Origin of the sequence: Capnocytophaga sputigena (assembly GCF_002302495.1) — a bacterium.
Lineage (GTDB): Bacteria > Bacteroidota > Bacteroidia > Flavobacteriales > Flavobacteriaceae > Capnocytophaga > Capnocytophaga sputigena.
In genome coordinates, this window is the sequence record NZ_CP022379.1 from 2,380,824 (window position 1) to 2,396,434 (window position 15,611).

Sequence of the window (15,611 nt, forward strand, 5' to 3'; positions counted from 1 at the left end):
TTTCAGAGTTTGGTTCTTTTTAAGCGTAGGGCATTGCTGATGACACTTACTGAACTAAAACTCATTGCTAAAGCTCCGAGCATAGGGGAGAGCAAAATGCCAAAGATAGGGTATAGCACTCCTGCAGCAACGGGGATACCTACAGCGTTGTATACCAAAGCAAAAAATAGATTCTCGCGTATGTTTTTCATTACCGCTTTGCTGAGTTTTTTGGCTTTTACAATACCATTTAAATCGCCTTTTACTAAGGTGATTTCAGCACTTTCTATAGCGATATCAGTACCGGTGCCCATTGCGATGCCTACGTTGGCTTGTGCCAAAGCAGGCGCATCGTTGATACCATCGCCTGCCATTGCTACGATTTTTCCTTCAGCTTGCAAACGCGCTACTTCAGCTTGTTTGTTTTGAGGGAGCATACCTGCTTTGTAGTTGCTGATGCCTATTTCTTTGGCTATCGCAGCGGCAGTAGTAGGGTTATCGCCTGTAAGCATTACGATTTCTACCCCCAAGTCTTGTAACTCTTGTAAGGCTTGAACAGTAGAGGTTTTTACTCTATCGGTGATGGTTACTACCCCAATGATTTCTTTTTCTATGGCGAGAAGTGAAACAGTTTTTCCTGCTGCTTGCGCTGTTTTTACTACAGTTTGTATTTCTTCGGATAAAGGAGCACCGATTTCTTCCATCAATCGTTCATTGCCAAAGAAATAATTTTTTCCTTCGTAAGAGGCTTTTACCCCTCTGCCCGCCAAGGCTTCAAAGTTAGTAAAGGGTAGGGGAGTAGCACCTTGTGCTTGAGTGTATGCATTGGTAGCTTTTGCTAAAGGGTGTTCACTATGCTGATTGAGACTATAGAGCACTTGTAACAAGTCCTTTTCACTTCTGTTGCCAAAGGTAAATACTTCGCTCACACTGGGTTTCCCCTCAGTAAGTGTGCCTGTTTTGTCGATGACTAAAGTGTTTACTTTGTTCATCACCTCTAAGGCTTCGGCATTGCGTATCAAAATACCGTGTTGCGCTCCTCTACCTACGCCTACCATTACCGACATAGGAGTTGCTAACCCCAGCGCACAAGGACAGGCAATAATGAGCACAGCAACCGCATTGAGCAAGGCATATATATAAGCGTTTTCACCACCCAATACAGACCATACTATAAAGGTAATTACCGAAATGGTGATAACAATAGGCACGAAATAGGAGGCTATCTTATCGGCTAAGTTTTGAATAGGTGCGCGACTACTGCTGGCTTGTTGTACCAATTGCACTATTTGAGAGAGCAGGGTGTCACTACCTACTTTTTCGGCTTTCATCACAAACGATTGAGCACCATTGAGCGTACCTGCCGACACTTTACTGCCCACTCCTTTTTCAGCAGGAATGGGCTCTCCCGTAATCATACTCTCATCTATGCTTGCATTGCCTTCGGTAATTACACCATCAACGGGGATTTTCTCACCAGGTTTTACACGCAGCAAATCGCCTAAGGTTACTTCTTCTATAGAGACTCTTATTTCCTCGCCGTGAACAATTTTAGTAGCCTCATTAGGAGCTAAATTCAACAGTTTTTTGATAGCCCCTTGCGTACGACTGTGGGCATCGGCTTCAAGCACTTGTCCTAAAAGTACTAAGGTAAGGATAACAGTAGCCGCCTCAAAATACAAGTGTACTGAGCCGTGTTCTTTGAATTGTTCAGGGAAAATATCGGGGGCTAAGAGACCTACAACACTGAAAAGCCACGCTACGCCAGCACCTATCCCGATGAGGGTAAACATATTGAAGCGCAAGGTGCGGATACTTCGCCAAGCCCTTTCAAAAAATACCCAACAGAAATAGAACACCACAGGCAAGGAGAGTGCAAACTGCACCCAATTCCACGCACTTATAGGCATTAACTCATACAGCGGATTGTTGTGCCACATTCCGCTCATTGCGATGATAAAGATAGGGAGTGTAAAAGCTACGGCACCCCAAAAGTGACGGCGTAACTTTTTGCGCTTTTGCTCTTCCGCACTTTCACCTTCAGGAGCCTCTGTGCTTACTTGCTCTACTAAATCCATACCACACACGGGGCAATCGCCAGGGTGGTCGTAGGTTTTGTCGCCCTCGCAGTGCATAGGGCAATAGAAAACGCCATTGCCTTTAACTTTTTTGGGAGACTCTTGGTGGTGATGATGTTGTTGAGCTCCTCCTACTTGCTCTACTAAATCCATACCACATATAGGACAATCACCAGGGTGATCGTAGGTTTTATCGCCTTCGCAGTGCATAGGACAATAGAAAACACCAGAGCCTTCAGAATTTGAAGACTGATGAATGCTATAATGAGTACCCTCTAAGGCTTTTTCAAGAGCTTCAAAAGGGATTTCTCTATCAGTTTCGACAGTAGCTTTTTTAGTAGCGAAATCTACGGTAACAGCTGTTACGCCTGCTACTTCAGAGAGCTTTTTTTGTATGGTATTGGCACAACCTGTGCACCCCATACCTTCTATATTGTATTCCATAAATTGTAAATGTTAAAAAGTTATTTGTTTTACGCTGCAAAGATACAGCAAAACATCTACTTGGATATTACACAATTTTGTATTTAATTTGTAAGATTTTAAACCTCATCTAAAGACTTACGTTTGTTATCTTTTATCTGCTTGAAAAAGCTAGGGGTGAGTCCTGTAACTTTTTTAAACTGATTGCTTAAGTGCGCTATGCTTGAATAGTTGAGTTGATAAGCTATTTCACTAAGCGTCAGTTCGTCATATACTAAGAGTTCCTTTACTCTCTCAATCTTTTGAGCAATAAAGAATTTTTCAATAGTTCTGCCTTCTACCTCAGAAAACAAACGCGATAAAGCCCCGTAATCTCGACCTAATTCACTGCTGAGTATTTCAGAAAGGTTAAACGATAGTTTGTTGTCTTGGTTATGTATCAAATTGATAATGATAGATTTAATTTTTTCAATAAGAACACTTTTCTTATCGTTCATCACCTCAAATCCTAAGGGTAAGAGAGCTTGTTTGATAGCTTGTATCTCATCAGAAGAAAGTTCCTGTGTAAAAGTAATTTCACCCAAATTGATGCTTTGTGGTGTTAAACCTAATGCTTTTAACTGTTCATCGAGTACTATTATACAACGATGGCAGACCATATTTTTTACAAATAACTTTGTCATATATTTCTTTTAAGGATTAAGATATTATAAAGTGCTTAAAAGTGATACCCAAAACCTATATTCATATAGATAGGATACATATCAAAAGTAATTGTTTTAAAGTCCTTTTTAAAGATATTATTTGTTCCGTAGGTGAGTTCAGCATTGATATTGAAATGCTTGAACGCTTGCCAAGAGCCTCCTATCAGTACGCCCCAATGCCAATGGCGGAGATGATTGCTAAAATCATAAGAAGCGGTTTGCCCGTTAGAAAAACTTACTTTTTCGCCTATTGGGCTACCTTCACGTAAATAACCTTCGGTTACATAGCCTGAGAAATTGCCGTCCATACGGTAAGAAGCGAATATTCCCAAATGAATTTTCCAACGGCTTGCAAGGCGATAATTCACTGCTATAGGTAAGGTGATGAATGAACTTTTATAGACTGTATGCACATCGCCTGTCCAAAAACCAGCCACGTGGTTACCTTGTTCTATAATCTCCATTCCGTAGTTCTTTACATTTGCATCAGTTTCCATACCTTTTTCTTCTAAGCGCAAACCTGCTGAGATACCCCATTTAGGGGTGAGCCATTTGGTGGCAGTACCTTCAAAAGAGCCGTTGAATTTGGGGCTGTACCCTTTTATTTTGCGAATTTCTTCAGGAAGGGGCGTAGGGCTTGCTCCCCCGATGTTTACGCCCGCTTTTAGCTCGTATTCCCAACCTTTTTCTTCTGATTGTACAAGCGTTTCAGTACGTTCATTTTGAGCGTGTAACAAACTGCCGAATAGTATTAAACATACAACAAAAATATTTGTTTTCATAACCTGATTATTCATAGTGATCCCATTCCTTTAATATGATAGATCATTTTTAGTAACTATTGATGTTTAACGAGGAATGACAGCAAAAACTGTGCAAAAACCGCATTTAGCAACAAAAAAAGAGGTTAGCTAAAAAAGCTAACCTCTTAAATAATTTATTTTAGGAAAGACATTATTTAATATCTTCAGAATTTAGAGTGAAAGTTATTTTCTTTTGAGAGCAAGTGAGCATTCCGTTATAGAGTTTTTCAACTCTGTTGCCATTTACATAAAAATCAATGTCATAAATCTTATTATAAACATTTAGATTCATAAAAACTTTGGTGGCACCTGCCTCTAACTCATAACTTTGACCTTTGAATTTTACAGTGCATTTCTTGTCGGTTTTGTTTTCAACAATCACTTGTCCGCGTTCAGCAGTATCAAATTTTACGTTTTCAGTTTTATCGCTAGTGAGTGATATTTTTCCTTTTTTATTGGTGCCACAAGGGAGGGTAACTGAATAATTGTAAGTAGCCATTGCTAAAGGAATCATTACTCTACCTTTATTATCAGTTCTTAGAGAAAGATTATTGATACTTACAGTAGCGTTTTCTACAGCTTCATTTTCACTATCGGTAACTACAAAAGTAACGGTAGATTTTTTAGGGATGTTGATAGTAGCTTCTTTTAGAGTTCCATCAAGATCTACATCTACTGATAGATAATGAGGTTCTTCCTCAGTAATGATAAAAAAGTGATAATCGGTAACATTTTTATCTGCGGGAGTAAAAACAAATTGTATAATTCCATCATTATCAGTAACGCCTTTTAGTTCTGATTGGTATTCGGCTACTTGTTCACCTGAAAAAGCTATCATATTGATAATGCCTTGAAAAGCTAAGGCACCACCTATACCATATACTTTTTTATTAGCAACGGGTTTGCCGTCTTGGGTTACTTTGATTTTTACAGTAGCCTTACCATCTTCTTTTTTCTTTTTAACGATGAGGTTTACGATGTTATCACCAGCGCGGATTTCTTTTTCAACGACATCGGATACTGGCATACCATTTTTCTCTAACACAAAGTAAAGGGTTTTACCAATGTGTTTATTTGCTTCAAACTTGGTGTCAGCATTTTTTAAAGGTACATTAGCTATCGTTTTAGGGTTTTGATTTGCAGGAGCGTCTGTAACTTTTAAGTTAATGCCGTTCACTTCACCACTTACAATTACTTCCACTACAGCTGTTTGGGTAGTGTTAGTAGTTGTGCTTGTTTGGGTAGTACTAGTAGTTGTGCCTGTTTGGGTAGTACTAGTAGTTGTGCCTGTTTGGGTAGTGCTAGTAGTCGTGCCTGTTTGTGTGGTGGCAGTGGTAGTGCCAGTTTGGTTAGTAGAGGTTTTAGTACCTACGGGATCAGTAGTCTCGTCGTCCTTAGAACAACTTATCACGAAAAGAGTGAATAGGCAAAATATTGCCCAAAAAGAATACATGTTTTTCATACTATCTATAAATTTAATGTTATTGGCTTTGTTTTTCGGGACAAAAGTATAACAAACTTATAATATAAACAAATAAAAAATTAACTTTTTTTATAAAATTTTACAATTTAAACGTAAGTAAAAGTCAATCTTTTAGTTACGATTTTATTAAAATTATTTTCTTTAATTTTTTAATTTAAAGGAGAGGAAAATATTGAGGTGAAGAGTTTAAAAAAAATGTGAGGACGTTTGCATAACATCCCCACAAGATATAATAAAAAATAATTGATTATCAGTTCGAACAGCTTTGGCAAAGTGTAACTATTTAGAAAGTTTTTGTAAAATTACTTAGAAATGATACCCAAAACCTATGTTCATATAGATAGGGTACATATTAAAGGTAATGGTTTTGAAGTCTTTTTTAAAGATATTGTTTATCCCATAGGATAGTTCGGCATTGATGTTAAAGTGTTTAAAGGCTTGCCAAGAACCTCCTATTAGTGTCCCCCAATGCCAATGACGCAGATGATTGCTAAAATCATAAGAAGCGGTTTGTCCGTTAGAAAAACTAACTTTTTCGCCTATTGGGCTACCTTCACGTAAATAACCTTCGGTTACATAGCCAGAGAAATTGCCGTCCATACGGTAAGAAGCGAATATTCCCAAATGAATTTTCCATCGGTTTGCAAGGCGATAATTCACCACTATAGGTAAGGTGATGAATGAACTTTTATAGACTGTATGCACATCACCTGTCCAAAAACCAGCCACGTGGTTACCTTGTTCTATAATTTCCATTCCGTAGTTCTTTACATTTGCATCAGTTTCCATACCTTTTTCTTCTAAGCGCAAACCTGCTGAGATACCCCATTTAGGGGTGAGCCATTTGGTGGCAGTACCTTCAAAAGAGCCGTTGAATTTGGGGCTATACCCTTTTATTTTGCGAATTTCTTCAGGAAGGGGCGTAGGGCTTGCTCCCCCGATGTTTACGCCCGCTTTTAGCTCGTATTCCCAACCTTTTTCTTCTGATTGTACAAGCGTTTCAGTACGTTCATTTTGAGCGTGTAATAAACTGCCAAATAGTATTAAACATACAACAAAAATATTTGTTTTCATAACCTGATTATTCATAGTGTAATTGTATTTCATCAACATAAAGAGTACTGCCTACAGCTGCTGTAAAATCAGCACCTTTTTCACTAGAACTGAGTATTATAGCGAGGTTGTACTTTCCTTCTTTTAGTTTTTTAGCATCGATAGAACGACCTTTAACTGTTTTAAAAGGAATAGAGAATTGCACCCAGCTATCACTTTCCTTCTTGTCGGTTAGTTGTGCTATTAGCACGATGTTATTGTGTGTTTTGATGTTAGTACCATCTAAATGAGGTACTTGGGCAGTTGTTTCGTAAAACACAGCGTAAATATCACATTTGTCTTTTTGGTTAGGTATCACATTGCCGTTTTTATCGGTAAGTTTTTCACCTGCTTTGTATTTGTAGTAGCCAGAAAGTTGAGTAGGTTTTCGCTTGAAAGGAATCCCGAAATGGGTAGATTTTGCAGGACTGAACAAATCTATTTCAAAAGCCCCTATAAAGAGATTACCTGCTGCGATAGGAGCACCAAAAGTTTTTCCTAAAACTCCGGTGCTTTGTGTTACAAGTTTTACGCATTTTCCTCTGTAGCCATTCTCATCTTGACTTGTAGGGAACTCATTGGGTTTAGCATCGCTTTTAGTAAATTTAAAACCTGCATTTCCGCTACTCCAAGCAATTTCTTGTCCGCTTACTGAGGTGTCATAAAAAGTGTAGTAGCCATCAGTGATACGAGCATTTTCAAAGTGATAGTGGGCGATAATATCATTAGTAAAACAGCTCACTTTATATGTTTTCTGCCATTTGCCATCTTTGGAAGTTACCACATAAGTTTGAGGGGTAGAAAAATCGCGGGTTGTACCACTGGTAGGGCTGATAGTTGCACCTTGTGTGAGGGTAAAGCGCGGGGCGAGGTTTTTCACGTTATCCAAAGAGTTTACATAGAGTTTTACCTCGGTATTTTGGATCACAGGTTTGCGAATCAGTACATTGCCATCTACTTCACAAGTGAGGATATCGGCTTCAGCATTGGGAGCTTCGCTTTTGATACAACTTTGCAGTGTGAGGAGCAAGGTAGCAATGATAAAAATGTTTAGAAGTTTCATATTTATTGAGTGTTGAATTAAATAGACTACAAAAGTATGAAAGAATTAGCAAATGACCAAATTGGGAAATTAGCAAATTGTTTTTGTTTGTTAAAACGAAACTAATAGAAAAACCGCTATCATTTTTTGTTCATTATTTGTTAAAAATAATGAAATTATTCATTTACAATATTTTAGTTTATTACAGCTATTGCTTACTATCAAAAAATAGCCACAAATTTGATAGTGATTGACCATTTTTTGATAGTGGTTTGCTTTCTTTTTCCCTACCTTTGCCACCGAAAATTAATCGAAAAAACATACCAATATGATGAGTAGAAAAATAAACAAACGCATTTTACTATCGCTTTTGCTCTGTAACTTTTCGGGTGCTCTTTTCGCCCAAGAGGTAAAAGGAGTGGTAAAAGCAAAAGCTGATAACAGCCCTATGATGGGTGTAACGGTGATGGTGAAAAACAAAACAGTAGGCGCTTCTACTGATTTTGACGGGAATTATACCCTTCATCCCGTCGCTGCCACCGATAGTTTGGTCTTTTCATACATTGGCTACAAAACCCAAACCGTAGCTGTGAAAGGACGCAAGAATATAAGTATAACCCTAGAAGAAGAAGTAACTGCCTTAGAAGGGGTTACCATATCGGTAGGGTATCGCGCTGAACGCAAAACCGACCTTACAGGGGCAGTATCGGTAGTAAAGGTAAACGAAATGATGTCTACCTCCGAGAACAACCCTATGAAAGCCCTACAAGGTCGTGTAGCAGGGATGCAAGTAACCGATAATGGTGGTCCTGCAGGGAAAGCAACCATTCGCATTCGCGGTATCGGTACACTCAACAACAATGACCCTCTTTATATTATTGACGGAGTACCTACCCAAGGCGGTATGCACGAACTAAACTCTAACGATATTGAGAGTATACAAGTGTTGCGAGATGCTTCGGCTGCTAGTATCTACGGGTCGCGTGCTGCCAATGGGGTGATTGTTATTACCACTAAAAAAGGTAAGAAAGGTGTGCTAAAAGTAGATTTCGACCATTATACTACTGTATCGATGTTCCACTCACGTATGAAAATGCTCAATGCTAACGAGTACGCACAAGTGCTTTGGAAAGCGGCGGTGAATCGTGGCAACAACCCTAACCAAAACCCATTAGGCATTCACTATGATTACACTACCGATGCCAACGGACACGCTACCCTCAACAATTTGTACTACCCCCGTGAGTATTTTGATAAAACAGGTAGCCCTATGTTACCTTCTAATACCGATTGGTTCAAAGAAATCACCCGTATGGGGGTAACCGAATCGTACAACCTTTCAGTTACTAATGGTACTGAAAAAGGGAATTACTTCCTCTCTTTGGGCTATTACAACAACGATGGACTTGTAAAAAATACTGACTTCTCTCGTCTTTCAGCTCGTATCAATACTGATTACAAGCTCTTTGGAGATGTGGTAACCATAGGTGAAAATTTCACCGTAAACCGTACCAGCGAGGTAGAACAACCGCACCAAATCACCGAATCGGCAATGATAGCGGTACCTTTTATTCCAGTACGCACTACCGATGGCAAACACTGGGGCGGACCTGTAAACGGATTGCCCGACCGTCAGAACCCTGCACGCCTTGTAGCCGATAATAAGGATAATCGCTACAACTATTGGCGTATGTTTGGAAATGCCTTTGTGAATATCCAGCCTATCAAAGGATTGAATGTGCGTTCTAACTTTGGTATAGACTATGGCAACTTCTATAAACGTGTGCTCAACCGTTCGTATGTTTCAGGATTTATGGAAGAAGGCAAAGAAAAAACTTTCTCTCAACTCGAGCAAGCCCACTGGACAAAATGGAACTGGGCTAATACTGCTACCTACGACTTTGAACTCGGCAAGAGTCGTTTTGAAACCCTTGCAGGGATGGAGATGTACTCACAGAACGACCTTAATTTCGCTATCAAAGGGAATAACCTCGCAGTAGAAACACCTGAATATATGTGGCCTTCATTGGCAACTGGGGGTGTGAGTGGTAGTGGTTCAACTACGGGCTACAAGCTGCTCTCTTTCTTCGGAAAAATCAACTATGCTTTCGATAATAAATACCTCGCTTCAGTAACCCTCCGCCACGATGGTTCTTCACGTTTTGCCAAAGATAATCGCTGGGGTACTTTCCCTGCGTTCAACTTAGGATGGCGCATCTCTCAAGAGTCCTTTATGGAGAAAATCAACCATACTGTTTCCGACCTCAAATTGCGTTTTGGTTGGGGACAAAACGGTAACCAAGATATCAACAACTACGCTATCTACGACATCTTCGACCCTTACTATGGGGTAACAGGCGACTTTATATGGAATGGTATCTGGAAAACCTCTTACGACCTCGACGGTAAGGGCTCAGGACAATTGGCTTCAGGATTCCGTCGTACACGTCTTGGTAACAAAAACCTCAAATGGGAAACCACTACCCAAACTAACTTTGGTATCGATTTCGGTTTCTTCGATAATAGCTTGTATGGCTCAGCTGAATACTATATCAAGAAAACTAAAGACATCTTGGTAGAACCTCCTTATGCAGGTATCAAAGGAGAAGGCGCTTACCAATGGGTAAATGGTGCTGCTGTTGAGAATAAAGGTTTAGAAGTATCAGTGGGCTATCGCAATGAAACTAAAGGCGGACTCAAATACGATATCAATGCTAATGTCGCTACCAACAAGAATAAAATTACAGAGCTCCCTACTTCAGTAATCAACTCTTATGGTGGTAATGGTAAATGGGACAATGGTTTAGGTCGCCCTATAGGTTCTAATAACTTCTATGGCTATGTAGCCGATGGTATCTTCAAAACTCAAGAAGAAGTAGACCAACATCCACAACAAAATGGTAAAGGTATCGGTCGTATTCGCTACCGCGATTTGAACAACGATGGCAAAATCGATGAAGACGATCGCACTTGGATAGGCAATCCACAACCCGATTTTATCTATGGTCTTAACCTCAATTTGGAGTATAAAAACTTCGATTTCACTGCTTTCTTCCAAGGCGTACAGAACGTAGATGTGGTTTCTAACGTAAAACGCCACACCGATTTCTGGAGTGTACAAGATACGTATGGTAACAAAGGTCGCCGTTTGCTCGATGCTTTCGACCCCGTTACCAACCCTGATTCTGATATTCCAAGTGTATCAAGCGTAGACGACAACAACGAAGGACGTATGTCTACTTACTATGTGGAAAACGGTTCATACCTCAAACTTCGCAACGTACAATTGGGCTATACCTTGCCTAAAGAACTATCTGAAAGGATAAAACTCAGCAAGTTGCGCTTGTATGTAAGCGGTCAGAACCTATGGACACTCAAAAGCAAATCGTTCACTGGTAAAGACCCTGAAAATCCTAACTACGGCTATCCTATCCCAATCACCTTTACGATGGGACTCAATGCTAGTTTTTAGCCCACTAAAAATAACAGACAAATGAAAAAGATAATATATACCACCGCGATATGTGCAGCGCTTTTTACAACAAGCTGCAGTTTTTTAGACGATAATCCACAAGGGATTATGAGCGAAAAAGAGGCAATCTCTAAAGCTGATGGACTTGCAACCGCTGCTTATGCCTCTTTAGGTAACGACCACTACGATTCTCCTTTTAGCCTTTGGATATATGGCAACGTGCGTGCTGATGATGCTTACAAAGGCGGACAAGACGTGAGTGATATTCAGGTATTTCACTTCTATGAAACTGCCCAAAATATCGACCCTACTTATGCCGAAGCCGATAAATTCTGGTTTATGTGTTACCAAGCAATTTCGCGCACCAATACCGCTCTGAAAGCCTTACAACAAGCATCGGATGCCGAAGTGCCTAATCGCCAATCACGCATAGGCGAAATGTACTTTTTGCGTGGACACTTCTACTTTATTCTTAAAAACGTATTTGGTCACATTCCGTTTGTAGATGAGAATACTCCCGATGCCGATTACGAAACTACCCCTAATACCTTGCCTAACGATGAGCAATGGCAAAAAATAGCTGCTGATTTTAAGAAAGCTTACGACCTATTGCCTGCCACTCAAGCACAAAAAGGGAGAGCAACCAAAGGGGCAGCAGCGGCTTACCTTGCTAAAACTTACTTGTACAAAGCCTATCGCCAAAGTGAAAACAACAGCGTAACTAGTATCAACAGCCAAGATTTACAAGAAGTGCTCACCTATACCAGCGCTGTGTTAGGCTCTACTTACGGTTTAGAAGAAGATTTTGCCTTCAACTTCCTACCTGGGGGCTATGAAAATGGTAAAGAGTCGCTCTTTGCGGTGCAATACTCAGTAGACGATGGTACTCAATACGGAAGTCTCAATTGGGGTGATGTGCTATCTGTACCTCAGAAGTTAGGCTGTTGTGACTTCCACAAACCAAGTCAAAACTTGGTCAACGCCTTCAAAACAATCAATGGATTGCCCGATTTTGATAACTTCAACAACAACGATTACAATGCGGCTAACGATAAAGCCGACCCTCGTTTGTTCCACACCGTTGCCTTACCTGGCTTGCCTTATAAGTACAATGCCGATTTGATTTACAAAAACGACTGGAATCGCAATAGCAATGTGTACGGCTTCTATGCCTCCCTCAAAGAAAATGTAGACCCTTCTTGCTCTTGCTTCCGCAATATCAACCCTTTCCGCGGTAATTCTAAGAACCGTATCGTAATACGTTATGCCGATGTACTCCTAATGCGCGCCGAAGCCCTTATCGAGCTCAACCGTAGCAACGAAGCCTTGCCACTTATCAACCAAGTGCGCCAACGTGCCAAACAAAGTACTTCTATGATTCCTTATGCAACCAATGCTGATATCGCCTTATACCAAGATGGCGTAAATATCACTTGGAATCAAGAAAACGCACGCAAAGCACTCCGTTGGGAACGCCGTTTAGAGTTTGCTATGGAAGGCAGTCGCTTCTTCGACCTTGTGCGTTGGGGTATCGCCGACCAAGTGCTCAACGACTATTTTACTAAAGAGAAAACACGTCGCCCAGCAATATTTAGCAGTGCTTATTTCACTAAAAACAAGAATGAGTACATCCCTATTCCACAAAACCAAATAGGGTACGTAAAAGGTATTTACAAACAAAATGCAGGATTCTAATATGAAAACAACAGTACACAAACTCGCCCTCGGGATGGCAGCTTTGCTCGGCTTGTTTAGCTGCGACGAGAAACACGAAGGCGAACTTATCAACGATAAAGAGGCTAAAATCAATGCCTTCCAAGCCAATGGTATCGATGGAATTATCGACGAGGAGAAACAAACCATTACCGTTTACGCTCCTTGGTCGGCTACGCTTACCAATATGTCAACCTCCCTCAGCTTGCCCGAGGGAGCTACCTCAGTGCCTAAAGGTGCTACGGGAGTAGATTTGAGTAAAGGTGCCAAGTATCGCATCTTTAATGGCAACCTCTATTGGGATTATACCGTTACCGCTCAGTACCCTAAGATAGAGAACTTTGTAATCGGAAAATACAAAGCTACTATCGACCACAGTACGGGTAAAATAAGTGTGAAATACCCCAAAGGAGAAGCAGTAACTGCGCTAACTCCTACTTTTAGCACTACCCCTAATGCTACTGTAAGCCCTGCTTCGGGAGTTGCCCAAAACTTTACTCAAAGCGTTACTTACACTATGAACTACCGTGGTGAGAGTTTTGCGTATAATGTAGAGATTATACCTACCAACTTTGCGCCTATTGCCTTTGTAGGTACAGCTAAGAGTGCTTCTGCTATCGCCAATGAAGACGAGAAAGCTGCCTACACTTGGCTTGCCGAAAACTACGATACCGCCAAATACATTTCATTTAGTGACATCAAGGACGGTAAAGTTAATCTTACCGACTATAAAGTGATTTGGTGGCATTGGGATAACAACAAAGAGTTGCCTGCTGAAGCCAAAGCAGATGCTGTTGTGAACAAGATGAAACAATTCTATGCTGCTGGAGGTTCGTTCTTATTCTCTTCTTGGGCTGTACAGTACGTAGTCGATTTAGGTATCGCCTTAGACGGCAAGGTGGTAAACAATATGTGGGGAGAAGGCAACAGTCCATTTGCAATTGGTGATGACTGGGGTATTTGCTATAAAGGCAACGAAAGCCACCCCCTTTTCAAAGGATTGACTAAGAAAACAGGTTCTAACGATGTCGCCTTCTTACTCTCTAGAGGGGTAAAAGCCAAAGCACATAATGCCTTATGGAACTTTGAGTGGGGTGATTATGCCAATAATGTAGCAGGCTGGCAAACTGCCAGTGGTGCTAAGTTATTAGCAAGTTTCCACTGGAATGATGCTATGAACCGCGCAGCGATTTTTGAATATATCAAACGTGGCAATGCAGGTCGCACCATTTGTATAGGTATTGAAGGCTACGACTGGTATAACGAAGATAATTCACCTGCTAATACCTACAAAAGCAATATCGAATTGCTTACTGCCAACGCTTTAGAATATTTAGCAAACTAATAAATAAAGATGATGAAAAGAACACTTACATTAGCGCTTTGCGCTACCGCCCTAATAGCTTGTGAAAAAAAAGAATATTGTAGTAACGACCCTAATGCGGCTCCCGATGCCGCTACTTGTTATGCCGTACAAGATTACGGTCGTACTTATAAACATTTCTTTCAGCCCAAGAACGCTTGGGTGGGAGACCCTATGCCGTTCTATGACAACGGTAAGTTCCATATCTTCTATCTCTACGACCAACGTCCAGCACCTGCAACCTTCCACCCTTGGTATAGTGCAACCACTACTGATTTGGTGAATTATACTGATAATGGTGAAGCAATCGCTTGTGGTGCCGACGGTTCGCACGAAGATGCCCTCGGTACAGGTTCAGTATTCAAAGATGGGAATACCTATTACGCTTTCTACACAGGGCATAACGGCGATTTAGACCCCAAAGAAATCATCTATTGGGCTACCTCTACCGACTTGAAAACGTGGACAAAGGATACACAACACTCCTTCCGTGCCCCTGATAAGTATGACCGCAATGAGTTCCGCGACCCTATTGTCTTCAAAGAAGGAAGCAACTACAAGATGCTCGTTAGCACCCGTGCCGATATAGGAGGAGGTGTATGGAAAGGTGTCGTAGCACAATTCACCTCTACCGACCTTAAGAACTGGACGAAAGACCCGAATACTCCTTTCTTTTATACTGACCCTTCTGCCTTTATGGTAGAGTGTCCCGATGTGTTTACACAAGGAAACTACCAATATTTGATATTCTCCAACATCGAAGAAAGCGTACGCCGTGTGCAATACAGATACCGTCGCGTAGGAAGCACCGATTGGATTACCCCTGCACAACAAGATTTAGACGACCGTGTGTTCTATGCCGGAAAAACCGCTACCGACGGCACTCACCGCTATATATGGGGGTGGAATCCGTCACGTATCAACTACGAAGATAACGCCGCCTACCACTGGGGAGGTTCATTGGCAGTGCACGAGCTCACTCAAAACGCCGATGGAACCCTTAACGTGAAAATGCCCACTGCTTTTGATAGCAAGCAAGCCATATCTGCCTCACTTGGCAATATAGCCTTAGACAACAATAACCGTGTGTTCGACCGCCTTGGCACTGGGTTTAACAAGATAGTTGCCAAAATAAAAGCCAATACCGCCACCGAGTTTGGGGTGATGTTGGGTGCTTGTGGTAACCTTTATGAAACCTACCGCGTAACGCTTAATCTCAACAAAGGAGAGTTGCAACTCAACCGCGTGATTAGAGACGGAGGCACTGCTACCATCAATAGCATAAAACTCCCCACGAACGCCAACAAGGAATACACTGTGAAAATAGTGCAAGAAGGCTCAGCAGCAGCAATCTATGTGAACGATGTAGTAGCCCTTTCTATCCGTTGCTACAAGATGAACCAAAACCCTTGGGGAATCTTTGCTAACGGAACAGCCAACTTCCAATTCTAAGAATTGA

Annotated in this window: 10 protein-coding genes; 4 read left to right on the plus strand and 6 right to left on the minus strand. The window is 41.1% G+C overall.

Annotated features, from left to right (window positions below; translation table 11 throughout):
* Nucleotides 1–2: 2 nt before the first annotated feature.
* From CGC57_RS10745 to CGC57_RS10770, 6 genes are all read right to left on the minus strand, one after another.
* Entirely contained in the window at nt 3–2,501 is a 2,499-nt protein-coding gene (locus CGC57_RS10745) for a heavy metal translocating P-type ATPase (protein ID WP_095899118.1), read from the minus strand.
* Between the two features lie 98 nt (nt 2,502–2,599).
* Nucleotides 2,600–3,163, minus strand: a complete 564-nt coding sequence (locus tag CGC57_RS10750) for a helix-turn-helix domain-containing protein (protein WP_095899119.1) — start codon at nt 3,161–3,163, stop codon at nt 2,600–2,602.
* Nucleotides 3,164–3,198: 35 nt separating this feature from the next.
* On the minus strand, nt 3,199–3,981 hold the full coding sequence (locus CGC57_RS10755) for a porin family protein (RefSeq protein ID WP_095899120.1): 783 nt from the start codon (nt 3,979–3,981) through the stop codon (nt 3,199–3,201).
* Nucleotides 3,982–4,138: 157 nt separating this feature from the next.
* Nucleotides 4,139–5,449, minus strand: coding sequence for a carboxypeptidase-like regulatory domain-containing protein (locus CGC57_RS10760; protein ID WP_157909315.1), 1,311 nt, complete (start codon nt 5,447–5,449; stop codon nt 4,139–4,141).
* A 327-nt stretch (nt 5,450–5,776) separates the two neighbouring features.
* Entirely contained in the window at nt 5,777–6,559 is a 783-nt protein-coding gene (locus CGC57_RS10765) for a porin family protein (RefSeq protein WP_095899506.1), read from the minus strand.
* Entirely contained in the window at nt 6,552–7,625 is a 1,074-nt protein-coding gene (locus tag CGC57_RS10770; RefSeq protein ID WP_095899122.1) for a PCMD domain-containing protein, read from the minus strand. The genes CGC57_RS10765 and CGC57_RS10770 overlap by 8 nt, the downstream gene beginning before the upstream one ends.
* A gap of 307 nt (nt 7,626–7,932) precedes the next feature.
* Here CGC57_RS10770 and CGC57_RS10775 point away from each other — a divergent pair, with 307 nt between their 5' ends.
* The 4 genes from CGC57_RS10775 to CGC57_RS10790 are packed head-to-tail and all read left to right on the plus strand — an operon-like array spanning nt 7,933 to nt 15,604.
* Nucleotides 7,933–11,076 (plus strand): SusC/RagA family TonB-linked outer membrane protein, encoded by a 3,144-nt coding sequence (locus tag CGC57_RS10775; RefSeq protein ID WP_095899123.1) that lies wholly within the window; start codon nt 7,933–7,935, stop codon nt 11,074–11,076.
* 21 nt (nt 11,077–11,097) lie between these two features.
* On the plus strand, nt 11,098–12,771 hold the full coding sequence (locus CGC57_RS10780) for a RagB/SusD family nutrient uptake outer membrane protein (protein ID WP_095899124.1): 1,674 nt from the start codon (nt 11,098–11,100) through the stop codon (nt 12,769–12,771).
* A gap of 1 nt (nt 12,772) precedes the next feature.
* On the plus strand, nt 12,773–14,134 hold the full coding sequence (locus CGC57_RS10785; RefSeq protein WP_502692911.1) for a DUF4960 domain-containing protein: 1,362 nt from the start codon (nt 12,773–12,775) through the stop codon (nt 14,132–14,134).
* 12 nt (nt 14,135–14,146) lie between these two features.
* Nucleotides 14,147–15,604 (plus strand): glycoside hydrolase family 32 protein, encoded by a 1,458-nt coding sequence (locus CGC57_RS10790; protein ID WP_198537266.1) that lies wholly within the window; start codon nt 14,147–14,149, stop codon nt 15,602–15,604.
* Nucleotides 15,605–15,611 lie beyond the last annotated feature (7 nt).

Bases quoted from the DNA above. Each gene is read 5' to 3' on its own strand.
- CGC57_RS10790 (WP_198537266.1), top strand. From the start codon at position 14,147: ATGAAAAGAACACTTACATTAGCGCTTTGCGCTACCGCCCTAATAGCT.
- CGC57_RS10770 (WP_095899122.1), bottom strand. From the start codon at position 7,625: ATGAAACTTCTAAACATTTTTATCATTGCTACCTTGCTCCTCACACTG.
- CGC57_RS10765 (WP_095899506.1), bottom strand. From the start codon at position 6,559: ATGAATAATCAGGTTATGAAAACAAATATTTTTGTTGTATGTTTAATA.
- CGC57_RS10745 (WP_095899118.1), bottom strand. From the start codon at position 2,501: ATGGAATACAATATAGAAGGTATGGGGTGCACAGGTTGTGCCAATACC.
- CGC57_RS10755 (WP_095899120.1), bottom strand. From the start codon at position 3,981: ATGAATAATCAGGTTATGAAAACAAATATTTTTGTTGTATGTTTAATA.
- CGC57_RS10750 (WP_095899119.1), bottom strand. From the start codon at position 3,163: ATGACAAAGTTATTTGTAAAAAATATGGTCTGCCATCGTTGTATAATA.
- CGC57_RS10775 (WP_095899123.1), top strand. From the start codon at position 7,933: ATGATGAGTAGAAAAATAAACAAACGCATTTTACTATCGCTTTTGCTC.
- CGC57_RS10780 (WP_095899124.1), top strand. From the start codon at position 11,098: ATGAAAAAGATAATATATACCACCGCGATATGTGCAGCGCTTTTTACA.
- CGC57_RS10760 (WP_157909315.1), bottom strand. From the start codon at position 5,449: ATGAAAAACATGTATTCTTTTTGGGCAATATTTTGCCTATTCACTCTT.
- CGC57_RS10785 (WP_502692911.1), top strand. From the start codon at position 12,773: ATGAAAACAACAGTACACAAACTCGCCCTCGGGATGGCAGCTTTGCTC.